Below are 11,272 nucleotides of genomic sequence, written 5' to 3'. Positions count from 1 at the left end.
CAGGAGCTTGTCGCCGTTGAGGTCGCGGCTCTTGATGATGGCCTCGGCGACCGCCTCGGTGACGTTCCAGTCGCCTTCCTGGGCCAGGGCGGTCTTGAACTCGGCTGCGGTGATGAACCCGTCACCGTCCGCATCGATCCGCTCGAACTGCTTGCGTGCTTCCTCGATGTCCGCCACCGATCCGCCCCTTCTTGCTGCCTCGCCGTACCACAGGTCGTCCTGCCGGCGCTGTTGTTGACGAGGTCAGATTAACCGCCCTGCTGAGCGCGGAGCGCGGCGACCACCCAGGCGAACTCCTCGGCGTGCGCGGCCGGCGCCTCCAGGCCCCGGACCCGCACGGCCAACTCCCGGAACCGGGCCAGCTGGGCGTGGGTCGCCGACTCCATGCGTTCCAGTACGGCGGCCCGGTCGGCATCGCCGAGCAGCCCGGTCAGTACCTCCTCGGCGGCGGGCGAGGCCGGGTCGACGCCCTCCTGCAGCGCCTTGCCCGCGAGCTGCACCAGGCGGCTCATGAACCACAGGGACATACCGGCGGGGACGTCCGGCCCCCGGTCGGCCGCGTTGAACTCGACCGCCTGCCGCATCCGCGCCCGGAACCCGGGGTCCTGGATCAGCTCGGCCAGCTCCACCCACGCGTCCACCTGCTCCGGCGTGGGGTCCTCCGGCAGATCGGCCGGGCTGAACCGCAGCCGGGTGCGGATGTCGGGGTCGGCGGTGTCGAGGCCCCCGAAGGTCTCCTCCATGAAGTCGTCGATGATCCGCCCGCGCTCGGCGGCGGACAGTCGCGCCAATTTGTTCATGAGTGTCATCTCCTCCGCGGTCGAACCGCGTCGCGCCACGGTCGACAGCACCGCCCGGGTCACCCTCAGCGCCCGGATCTGCGCGTCCAGCGCCGCCACATGGGTGGCCGCCACCTCCGCGACCGTCTCCTCACCCGCCAGCACCTTGCGTACCTGGTCCAGGCCGAGCCCCAGCTCCCGCAGGGTGCGGATCAGTTCCAGCCGGGCCACGGCCTCCGCGTCGTACAGCCGGTAGCCGCCCGTGCTGCGGGTCACCGGATGCAGGATGCCCTCGTCGGACCAGTAGCGGATCGTGCGGACGGACAGGCCGCAGGCACGGGCGAGCTGCCCGATGGTGAAAAGGCCGGTGCCGTTCTTCGGGGGGTCTGGGGGGTGGCCCCCCGGAAAGCGCAGCATGTCTGCGAGTCTGGGCCTTCCAGTGGGTGGAGACTCAAGGCGCACGGCGAAGGAGCCAGGGGATGGAGACGTTGCGGGACATTCTCGACGCGGTGGCGCGTGGCGTCTTCCCGCCCGCCGACGGCGGTACGACGGTCGTTCCCCAGCCCTCCCACCGCGACGCGGGTGTCCTCGCCTTCACCGCGCACTCGGTCGTCTTCACCGACGAGGATCCGGCGTGGGTGTACGAGACGCTGCGCGGCCTCGATTGCGACGCGCTCGCCGCGACCATGAACCCGCGTTTCCTCGCCGCGTTCATGGAGCGGACGGGGCGCAGGTCGGAGACCATCGACGCGATGCTGGTCGGCGCCCCGCTGCCGGGTGGGCCGCCGGTCCGGCTGGAGGAGATCGAGGGCCCCGACCACGCCCGCGTCGGCTACGCCCGTGGCCGGCGCGACGACGTACGCGCGTGGGCGGCGGACGGTGGCGGCGGGGTGCTGGTGATGGGGCGCGGGATCGCCGGACGGCTGGAGGTGTCGGTCGAGGTGGACGACGGGGTACGGCACCGGGGGCTGGGGCGGCTGCTGGTGACGGCGGCCCGGCATCTCGTCACGGAGCCGCTGTGGGCGCAGGTGGCGCCGGGGAACGCCCGCAGTATGCGGGCGTTCCAGGCGGCCGGTTATGTGCCCGTGGGGGCGGAGGCGCTGCTCACCGCCCCGTGACGAGTCCGCTTGAGTCGGCTGCTCAGTGCCACGCCTCGTAGTGCGGGTTGCTCTGGCAGCCGCTCATGATCTCGACCTTGGTCGTCTTGTTCACCGGGCAGACGCCGATGATGTACTTCCGGTCGACGCCGCCGGGGAAGGCGACCTCGACCTGGTCGGCCCACTTGTGGGTGTCGCCGATGGTCTTGTTGACGTCGATGCCGCCGGGGGCGTCGATGTAGTAGTTGTAGCCGGACTTCCACCACGTCTTGTACAGGTCGTGGTCGTACGTCATGGAGACGTACGGGGAGGGCTGGTTGACCAGGACGTACTTCTCGATGTCGTACTGCCCGTCGATGACGTCCTTCGGGAGGAATCCCTCCTTGAAGATGGTCTCCGGTCCGCGCCCGTCGGCGCGGTAGAGCGTGCCGCAGGTCTTGCGCCACACCGGTTCGGGGGTGATGCGGGCCACGTCGACGCGGCGGTCGGCGGCTGCCTTGACGGGGTCGTCGAACTGGGGACAGGCGGGCGCCGCGGCCTTGGCGGGCGGCTGCGCCGGTACGGTCGCGGCGGAGGTCGCGAAGACGGCGGACAGGGACAGGACGACGGCGGCGGCCCGGTGCCGCAGACGAGTTGTGATCATGGGGAGCACGATCTCGGTCGTACGACACCGGGCCGTGGACCCTCACCCGTACGGCGGCGTGTCCGGCCGCCCTGTTGCCGCCGGTGGTGAGGGACCGTCAGCGGAAGACGCCGGTGTGGCCCAGCGAGTAGCGGCCGGGCTGCGGGTACACGGCCAGGCCGTGCGGGCCGCTGCCGACGGGGATGCGGGCGAGCTGCTTCCCGGTGCGGGTGTCGATGGCGTACACCTCGGAGTCGTAGCGGCCGGAGAGCCACAGGACCTTGCCGTCGGCGGAGACGCCGCCCATGTCGGGGCTGCCGCCGTCGGGGAGGTGCCACTTCTTGGTGAGCTCGTTCTTCTCGAAGTCGAAGATGGAGATGGTGCCCTCGCCCCGGTTGGAGACGTACATCTCGCGTGAGTCGCGGCTGACGTACAGGCCGTGGCAGCCCTTGCCCGTGGGCAGGAGCTTCGGCTGGTCGAACTTGTCGCCGTCGAGGACCCACATCCCGTCGGCCATCATGTCGGCGATGTAGAACCGCTTGCCGTCCGGTGAGATCTTCACGTCCTGCGGCATGGCCCCGTCGAAGGGGAGTTTCCGCTGCCCGACGACCTTCATCTTCTCCGTGTCGACCTTGAGCAGTTCGCCGCTGAACTCGCACGACACGATGAAGTACCTGCCGTCGAGCGAGAAGTCGGCGTGGTTGACGCCGTAGCAGGTGACCGGCTCGGTCTTGACAGGCTTCATGGTGTGCGGATCGCGGAAGACGAGTTCCCGGTCGAGGGAGGCCATGACGACGGCGTGCTTGCCGTTGGGGGTGAAGTACAGGTTGTACGGGTCGTGCACCTCGACCGGCTCGCCCGCCTTTCCCGTCTTCGGGTCGATGGGCGTGAGGGTGTGGCCTCGGTTGTTGTTGACCCACAGGGTCTTCAGATCCCAGGAGGGCACGACGTGCTGGGGCTGGCGGCCCACCGGGATCGTCTCGACGATCTCGTACGTCTTCGGGTCGATGACGGAGACGGTGTCGGACTCGCTGTTCGGGACGTACACCCGGGACGGGAAGTCCTTGACCACCGGGGAGAGCCTGCCCGGCCGGTCGGCGGCGTAGACGTCCTGGGGATCGAGCAGGGGCGGCATCCCGCGCAGCCCCTGGACCGCCGGAAGCTCTTTCTTCTTCCGTTCGGCGGCCTCGACGGTGGCCCGCTCGGTCCGATCGGGCCGGATCCGCTGTTCCCGCTCCTTGCCGTCGGTGCCGCACGCGGCCACGGCGGCGAGAACGACAGCCGCGAGAAACGCACGCTGCACGAGGTGGCGCTGCTTGGGAGCGCGGGGGGTGAGGGTGAAGGGCGTGGTCACGCGCACCATTTATAGGGAGCCGCGCGAGGAAACATGGCGATTGCCCCGATTGGCGGAGGGGCGCGTTGGAGCGCACTTCGCCCTACGGCGCCCAGGCCGCGCCGCGAAACCGCGGGCCTACCGGTCCGCGACCCTCATCTCGAACCACGTCGTCTTCCCCCGCGGCAGCAGATCCGCGCCCCACCGGTCCGCCAGCTTGTCCACCAGGAACAGCCCCCGTCCGCTGATGTCCATCTCCTGTACCGGCATCAGACAGGGCAGCCCCCGCGAAGGGTCACGCACCTCGACCCGGATCCAGCCCCGCCGGCGCTTCATCCGCAGCCCGAAGACCCTCGCCCCCGTGTGCCGTACGGCGTTGCCGACCAGCTCGGAGACGAGTAACACCGTGTCTTCGGTCAGCTTGGGCGACAGCCCCCAATGGCGGAGGACGACGACCTGGGCGAGCCGCCGGGCGGTGGCCGCGGACTCGGGGCGGGACGGCAGCGGGACGTCCCGCTCCGCGGGGTTGCCGAACAACTCCAATGCCTTCATCGCCTGTTCGTCCTCGACCCCAGGCGACCAACGCGCCGCGGTCGCACTCCCGTGCCGCCGCGGCTGTTCGATACCCTCCAGCCCCGCCATGCCCCCATCATGGCCGTCCGGAGCGCCGTTCGGGGCCGTTCCGCAGGAATACAACCCCCGGAATCAACCATTCCGGGAGTTTCGGATGGCATATGTCAGAGGCATTCCATGCCTTATGGAAGCCCATCTGACCTGCGCAAACCAGCTGAACTTCGGTCAGCGCCATGTCCCCCGGGCGGGAATTCCTTAAGGTTGTCTTAAGGCTCCGCCGAACCGCCCCTTCGGAGGACGCGGGTAATACACCGTGTCAACTGCAAGGGGGTCAGGGGCACTTGGGGGAGGAATTCCGGGAGGGTCAGACGAACTTCGCCTTGCCCGGCCCCTCCTCCACGAAGCTCCGCATCCCGCGCTCCCGGTCCTCCGTCGCGAACAGCCCCGAGAACCAGTTCCGCTCGATCGCGAGCCCCGTCTCCAGGTCGGTCTCAAGGCCCGCGTCGACGCATTCCTTGGCCGCCCGCAGCGCGATCGCCGGCCCCTGCGCCAGCTTCGCGGCCCATGTGTGCGCGGCCTCGTACAGCTCGTCGGCCGGGACGACCCGGTCCACCAGGCCGAGTGCGAGGGCTCGTCGGCCTTGACCATACGGCCGGTGAAGATCAGGTCCTTGGCCTTGGAGGGGCCGACGAGCCGGGCCAGCCGCTGGGTGCCGCCCGCGCCCGGGATCAGACCGAGCAGGATCTCCGGCTGGCCCAGCTTCGCGTTCTCCGCGGCGATGCGGTAGTCCGCGCAGAGCGCGAGCTCGCAACCGCCGCCCAGCGCATAGCCGGTGACGGCCGCGACGACCGGCTTGGGGATACGGGCCACCGCGGTGAAGGAGTCCTGCAGGGCCCGGGACCGCGCGACCATGGCCGCGTGGTCCATGGCCTGCATCTCCTTGATGTCGGCGCCGGCCGCGAAGACCTTCTCGCCGCCGTAGACGACGACCGCGCGCACGTCGTCGCGGCGCGCGGCTTCCTCGGCCACTTCCTTGAGGCGGTCCTGGGTGGCGATGTCCAGCGCGTTCATCGGCGGACGGTCGAGGCGGATGGTCCCGACACCTGCGGCGACTTCGAGATGCACAGTCATGCAGGCCAGGTTAACGGGCACTAACGACTACGGCCCCGGTGCGGTGCGTCACACCGGGGCCGTCGTCAAAAGCCGTACGACTCGGCTGTACTCAAGCGGTGGCGCTCACGCCTTCCACTTGTCCCACGACATGTTCCAGCCGTTCAGGCCGTTGTCCGGGTCGACGACGCGGTCGTTGGAGTTCTTCACGATGACCACGTCGCCGATCATCGAGCGGTTGAAGAACCAGGCCGCGGAGACGTCCTTGCTCCAGCCGCCGCGGACGTCGCGCAGGCCGATGCAGCCGTGGCTGGCGTTGTAGTTGCCGAAGGCGTCGCCGCCCCAGTAGTTGCCGTGGATGAAGGTGCCGGAGGTGGTCAGGCGCATGGCGTGCGGGACGTCCTTGATGTCGTACTCGCCGCCGTAGCCGACCGTCTCGCCGTTCATCCGGGTCACCGTGAGACGCTCGCTGATGACCATCTGGCCGTTCCAGGTGTCGTAGCCGGGCTTGCCGGTGGTGACGGGGATGGTCTTGATGACCTTGCCGTCGCGCTTGACGACCATCTTCTTGGTCTTGACGTCGACCGTGGAGACCTGGCTGCGGCCGATGGTGAAGGAGACCTTCTTGTTCTGCTCGCCGTAGACGCCGTCCCGGCCCTCGACGCCGTCGAGGTTGAGGTCGACGGTGACCTTGGTGCCGGGCTTCCAGTACTTCTCGGGACGGAAGTCGAGGCGGTCGTTGCCGAACCAGTGACCGGCGACCTCGACGGCCGGCTCGGTCTTGACGGTGATGGCCTTCTCGACGTCCTCGGGCGCCGTGATGCCACGGGTGAAGCGGATCGAGAACGGCATGCCGACACCGACGGTCGAGCCGTCCTCGGGGGTGAAGATACCGACGAAGGTGTTCTTCGGGGTGAGGGTGGTGAAGGACGACTCCTCGGCGGCCTCACGTCCTTCCGAGTCCTTCGCCACCGCGTGCACCTTGTACTCGGTGGCCGACTTGAGGTGGATGGACGGCGTCCAGGTGGCGCCGTCGCCCGATATCTCACCGGCGATCTTCTCGCCCTTGCCGTCCTCGACGGTGACCTCGGTCAGCTTGCCCTTGGCGGCGCTGACCTTGAGGGCGCCGCTGGTGGCCACGGAGTCGGCGCCGTTCTTCGGGGCGATGGAGACCACCGCCTCCGAGGGCTTGTCCGCCGCCTTCTCGGAGGCGCTCTTGTCCGAGCCCTTCCCCTTGTCGCCGGCGGAGCCGGAGTTCGAACCTCCGCCTCCGCTGCACGCGGTGACGGCGAGCAGCATCAGACCCAGCAACAGCGCCAGGACCCCCCTGTTCCCCCGAGTCCGCGCGCCAACCGACGCCCCCCAAATCGGTCGCCCGTTCAACTTGCTTTTCTCCCCTCGCACGGCCTGATCAGGCCCGCACCCCTACGCGCAACGCGCGCGTACGCACGTACATTAACCAGATGATCGGGATGCTTTGGCCTCGGCGAATGTCACCGTTCAGTCCCAAGTTGAACAATCGCCGGCCCCGGCCGGGCCTGAGTCCGCCCCCCCCCTCACGGGCGTACGCCTGTGTCGGTCTACTTCACCGCGGCACCCGCTTTCCATTCCTTCCAGCCCATGTTCCATCCTCCGAGCCCGTTGTCGGGAGCGACCTTTTTGTCGTTGCTGTTGATCACCTCGACGACGTCACCGATGAGGCTGCGCTCGAAGAACCAGCCCGCGGGGGTGCTGGAACTGCCGCCCTTCACATCGCGCAGACCCACGCAGCCGTGGCTGACGTTGGCCCTGCCGAAGGCGGCGGGCGCCCAGTAGTTGCCGTGCAGGAAGGTGCCGGAGGTGGTCAGGCGCATGGCGTGCGGGACGTCCGGGATGTCGTACTCGCCCTTGCCGTCCTCCTTCTTGAAGCCGACGGTGGCGCCGTTCATCCGGGTCACCTCCAGCATCTCGGTGACGACCATCTTGCCGTTGTACGTGGTCGTGCTGGGCGCCCCGGCCGTGATGGGGAGGGTGGCGAGGACGCGGTCGCCGCGCTCGACGCGCATGGTGTGCTTGGCCGCGTCGACGACGCTGACCTGGTGGCGGCCGATGGTGAAGGAGAACGTCTTGTACTGGTGCCCGTAGACGCCGGGCGCTCCCTCGATGTCGCGCAGCCGCAGGGCGACGGTGACCTTGGTGCCGGGCTTCCAGTACTTCTCGGGGCGGAAGTCCACGCGCTCCTTGCCGAACCAGTGCGGGCGGATCTCCACGGCCGGCTTCGCGGTCACGTCGACGGCGCGTTCGACGGCCGCGCGGTTCTCGATCGCCCGGTTGAACTCCAGGGAGACGATCATCCCGGTGCCGACGGTGGCGCGGTTCTCGGGGGTGACGTACGCGATGAAGCGTTCCCCGGGGACGTACGTGGTGAAGGAGACATGCCGGGCCGAGCGGCGACCGTGGCCGTCCAGGGCGACCGCGTCGACGGTGTACGTGGCGGCCGGCGCGAGCTTTCGTGAGCCGGTGGGGCGCCAGGTCAGCCGGTCGGCGGACAGGCGGCCCGGTACGGGTGACTCCTGCGCGTCCTGCGACTTCACGACCTTGACGGACTCCAGGCGCCCGCTGGGCACCCGTACTTCGAAGCGCTGCCCCGGGCGCACGCCCTTGCTGCCGTCCGCCGGGGTGACCCGGATCGTGTCATCGGGGGCTTTGCCGCTGGTCAGGGGGTGTCCGGCGGTGCAGCCCGCGGCTGAGGCCACAAGGGCCGTCCAGGTCAGTGCGGCGGCCAGGGCGGCACCGGCGCGGCGCGCGTGCGTCTGTGCGTGGTTCACGTGCGGCCCAACGACGGCGCACGCCCCCGGGAAACGTGAGTGCGAGGCGTGGTCTGGGCAGAACCCTTGGGAGGACGACGCGACGGGGATCGGCGGCGGGACACCGGCTTTCCTCTCCTCGTCGGCCCATCGAGCCGCGGGAGGCCTGAGGTGTCGAGCGCAGCCGAGCAGGAGGCAGTACAAGAGGCGGTACGTCAGACGCGCGGGATTCCGGCCGCGCGTCCGGAGACCGTGCTGAACGGCAGCCGGCGGGACGAGTCCGCGCCCGCGCCGAGGGCTCTGTGGCCCGGGGCGCCGACGCCGCTCGGCGCCCGCTTCCGAGTGGGGCCCGACGGGGTCGCGGGCACCAACTTCGCGCTGTGGGCGGGCGGCGCGGAGGCCGTGGAGCTGTGCCTGTTCTCCGAGGACGGCGAGGAGACCCGGCTCCGGCTGGGCGAGCTGACCCATGAGATCTGGCACGGCTTCGTGCCCGGCGTCCTGCCCGGCCAGCGGTACGGCTACCGCGTGCACGGCCGCTGGGACCCGTGGACCGGCGCCCGCTGGAATCCGGCGAAGCTCCTCCTCGACCCGTACGCCCGTGCCGTGGACGGAGAGTTCAGCCTGCCCGCCGAGGTGTACGGGCACGTACGGGACTGGCCGGAGCAGCATGTCGCGGACACCGTGCGCGACGAGCGGGACTCGGCGCCGTACGTCCCGAAGGGCGTGGTCGTCCACGACGACGCGCCCGACGACGAGTGGCGGGACGACCGCCGCCCGAAGACCCCGTGGGCCGACTCGGTGATCTACGAGCTGCATGTACGGGGCTTCACCCGGCTGCACCCCGGCGTCCCCGAGAAGTTGCGCGGCACGTACGCGGGGCTCGCGCATCCGGCGGCGATCGAGCACCTGGTGAAGCTGGGCGTGACGGCGGTGGAGCTGCTGCCCGTGCACCAGTTCGCCCACGAGGACCATCTGCTGCGCCGGGGTCTGCGCAACTACTGGGGCTACAACTCCATCGGCTACTTCGCCCCGCACGCCGCGTACGCGGCCTCCGGCACGGCCGGGCAGCAGGTCGGGGAGTTCCGGCGGATGGTACGGGCCCTGCACGCCGCCGGGATCGAGGTCATCCTGGACGTGGTCTACAACCACACGGCCGAGGCGGACGAGCGCGGCCCGAGCCTGTCGCTGCGGGGCATCGACAACCGGGGCTACTACCGGCTGCAGAACGACGCACGTCACTACGCGGACTACTCCGGCTGCGGCAACACCCTCCACGTGGTCCAGCCGCACGTCCTGCGCCTGATCACCGACTCCCTGCGCTACTGGGTGACGGAGATGGGCGTGGACGGCTTCCGCTTCGACCTCGCGGCGGCCCTGGCCCGTTCGATGCACGACGTCGACATGCTCTCCCCGTTCCTCGCGGTGATCGCCCAGGACCCGGTGCTCCGCCGGGTGAAGCTGATCGCCGAACCCTGGGACGTCGGCTCCGGCGGCTACCAGGTGGGCGCCTTCCCACCGCTGTGGACCGAGTGGAACGACCGCTACCGGGGCGCTGTACGGGACTTCTGGCGGGGCGCGCTGCCCGACGTACGGGATCTGGGGTACCGGCTGTCGGGGTCCAGCGACCTCTACGCGTGGGGCGGGCGGCGGCCGTACGCGTCGGTCAACTTCATCACCGCGCACGACGGTTTCACGCTCCGCGACCTGGTGTCGTACGAGCGCAAGCACAACGAGGCCAACGGCGAGGGGAACCGGGACGGCTCGGACGACAACCGGTCCTGGAACTGCGGGGTCGAGGGCGAGACCGACGACGAGCGCGTACGGGCGCTGCGGCGCCGGCAGCTGCGGAATCTGACGACCACGCTGCTGCTGTCCACGGGCGTGCCGATGCTGGTCGCCGGTGACGAGCTGGGCCGCACCCAGGGGGGCAACAACAACGCGTACTGCCAGGACAACGAGATCAGCTGGGTCGACTGGGGGCTGCTGGAGGAGCCGGGCTGGAAGGCCCTGTTCGACCTGACGGCCCGCCTGATCGCCCTGCGCCACAAGCACCCCGTGCTACGCCGCCGGGCCTTCTTCTCGGGGCGGGCGCACTCGGCGGACGGGCTGCGGGACCTGGCCTGGTTCACGTCCCGGGGCACGGAGATGACGGAGCAGGACTGGTACGCGCCGACGGGGACCCTCGGCATGTACTTGTCCGGCCGTGACATCCCCGGCCGGGACGCACGCGGGGCGCCGATCCGCGACGACAGCTTCCTCGCCGTCCTCCACGCCGGCGACACTCCGGTGAGCTTCGCGCTGCCGGGTACGCCATGGGCCGAGCGGTACGAGGTGGTCGTCGACACGTCGCGGGAGGAGCAGACGGAGGAGCCCGGGGTGGTGCACCGGGCGGGAGAGACGGTCACGGTGCCGGCGCGGGCGGTGTTGCTGCTGAAGGTGGTCGGCTGAAGGTGGTCGGCTGAGGTGGTCGGCTGGGAGGGGGTCGACCGAGGCAGCGTTTCAGGCCGCGCCACCGGCACGGACCACCTCTGCGACTTGGCGGAGGGCCGTTGCCGTGTCCGTCCGGCTGAGGCGCGCCCCAAAGGGGCGCGGGGAACTGCGCGATCAGCCCCGACGGCCTGAGCTGCCAGGTGTCCCGGCGGGCCCGTGGGTCGAGGCCGGTGGTCAGCTCGTCCAGGACGACGGCCCGGGGCCTGCCGATGAGCGCGAGCGCGATGAACAGCCGCTGCTTCTGGCCGCCGCTCAGCTTCCCGAACCGGGTGCGGAGCCGGTCGGTGAGGCCCAGGCGCTCGGTGAGCGGGCGCCGGTCCGCCGGGGCCGGGCAGAAGCTCGCGTACAGCTCCAGGGCCTCCTGGACGGTGAGCTCGGAAGTTCGGTGACTTCGATGACGGGTGTGGAGGTTGTGTGCGGCATTCGTCGAGGATCCCGGCGGAAGCCGTGCCGGCGCATCGGCCATCGTGCTCGAAGCGACA

At 70.1% G+C, this 11,272-nt stretch carries 9 protein-coding genes and 2 pseudogenes; 2 read left to right on the top strand and 9 right to left on the bottom strand.

Annotation, left to right across the window (positions count from 1 at the left end):
• Together STRIP9103_RS46520 and STRIP9103_RS16480 are read right to left on the bottom strand one after the other, a co-directional pair.
• Positions 1-177: EF-hand domain-containing protein (locus STRIP9103_RS46520; protein ID WP_048820395.1), on the bottom strand; the 177-nt coding region annotated here is incomplete at its 3' end.
• A 71-nt stretch (positions 178-248) separates the two neighbouring features.
• Positions 249-1,196, bottom strand: a complete 948-nt coding sequence (locus tag STRIP9103_RS16480; RefSeq protein WP_009313063.1) for a helix-turn-helix domain-containing protein — start codon at positions 1,194-1,196, stop codon at positions 249-251.
• A gap of 62 nt (positions 1,197-1,258) precedes the next feature.
• Between STRIP9103_RS16480 and STRIP9103_RS16475 the strand changes: the two genes are divergently transcribed.
• A complete protein-coding gene (locus STRIP9103_RS16475) occupies positions 1,259-1,897 on the top strand; it encodes a GNAT family N-acetyltransferase (protein ID WP_009313045.1) in 639 nt (212 codons plus the stop codon).
• A gap of 22 nt (positions 1,898-1,919) precedes the next feature.
• Here the strand turns inward: STRIP9103_RS16475 and STRIP9103_RS16470 are convergent, their stop codons facing one another.
• The 6 genes and pseudogenes from STRIP9103_RS16470 to STRIP9103_RS16445 all read right to left on the bottom strand — a co-directional run bounded on the left by STRIP9103_RS16470 (position 1,920) and on the right by STRIP9103_RS16445 (position 8,321).
• Positions 1,920-2,519 (bottom strand): ADP-ribosyltransferase, encoded by a 600-nt coding sequence (locus tag STRIP9103_RS16470; protein WP_048820394.1) that lies wholly within the window; start codon positions 2,517-2,519, stop codon positions 1,920-1,922.
• A 97-nt stretch (positions 2,520-2,616) separates the two neighbouring features.
• Positions 2,617-3,861 (bottom strand): YncE family protein, encoded by a 1,245-nt coding sequence (locus STRIP9103_RS16465; protein ID WP_078613928.1) that lies wholly within the window; start codon positions 3,859-3,861, stop codon positions 2,617-2,619.
• 108 nt (positions 3,862-3,969) lie between these two features.
• Complete coding sequence (locus STRIP9103_RS16460; protein WP_048820393.1) at positions 3,970-4,473, bottom strand: ATP-binding protein; 504 nt, start codon at positions 4,471-4,473, stop codon at positions 3,970-3,972.
• A 295-nt stretch (positions 4,474-4,768) separates the two neighbouring features.
• Positions 4,769-5,535 (bottom strand): annotated as a pseudogene (locus STRIP9103_RS16455) (enoyl-CoA hydratase/isomerase family protein).
• 105 nt (positions 5,536-5,640) lie between these two features.
• Positions 5,641-6,897, bottom strand: a complete 1,257-nt coding sequence (locus STRIP9103_RS16450) for a L,D-transpeptidase (protein WP_181800245.1) — start codon at positions 6,895-6,897, stop codon at positions 5,641-5,643.
• A 197-nt stretch (positions 6,898-7,094) separates the two neighbouring features.
• Positions 7,095-8,321 (bottom strand): L,D-transpeptidase, encoded by a 1,227-nt coding sequence (locus STRIP9103_RS16445; RefSeq protein ID WP_009313057.1) that lies wholly within the window; start codon positions 8,319-8,321, stop codon positions 7,095-7,097.
• Between the two features lie 150 nt (positions 8,322-8,471).
• Between STRIP9103_RS16445 and glgX the strand changes: the two genes are divergently transcribed.
• Entirely contained in the window at positions 8,472-10,748 is a 2,277-nt protein-coding gene (glgX, locus tag STRIP9103_RS16440) for a glycogen debranching protein GlgX (protein WP_048820392.1), read from the top strand.
• A 172-nt stretch (positions 10,749-10,920) separates the two neighbouring features.
• Here glgX and STRIP9103_RS46515 read toward each other — a convergent pair.
• A pseudogene (locus STRIP9103_RS46515) lies at positions 10,921-11,256 on the bottom strand (ATP-binding cassette domain-containing protein); the annotation flags it as partial.
• Between the last annotated feature and the right edge of the window lie 16 nt (positions 11,257-11,272).

The sequence above is a fragment of the Streptomyces ipomoeae 91-03 genome (genome assembly GCF_000317595.1).
In the GTDB taxonomy this organism is placed as follows: domain Bacteria; phylum Actinomycetota; class Actinomycetes; order Streptomycetales; family Streptomycetaceae; genus Streptomyces; species Streptomyces ipomoeae.
This window is presented reverse-complemented; position numbering and strand designations above follow the sequence as displayed.

Coding starts and splice junctions, on each gene's coding strand:
- STRIP9103_RS16480 (WP_009313063.1), bottom strand. CDS start 1,196: ATGCTGCGCTTTCCGGGGGGCCACCCCCCAGACCCCCCGAAGAACGGC.
- STRIP9103_RS16475 (WP_009313045.1), top strand. CDS start 1,259: ATGGAGACGTTGCGGGACATTCTCGACGCGGTGGCGCGTGGCGTCTTC.
- STRIP9103_RS16470 (WP_048820394.1), bottom strand. CDS start 2,519: ATGATCACAACTCGTCTGCGGCACCGGGCCGCCGCCGTCGTCCTGTCC.
- STRIP9103_RS16465 (WP_078613928.1), bottom strand. CDS start 3,861: ATGGTGCGCGTGACCACGCCCTTCACCCTCACCCCCCGCGCTCCCAAG.
- STRIP9103_RS16460 (WP_048820393.1), bottom strand. CDS start 4,473: ATGGCGGGGCTGGAGGGTATCGAACAGCCGCGGCGGCACGGGAGTGCG.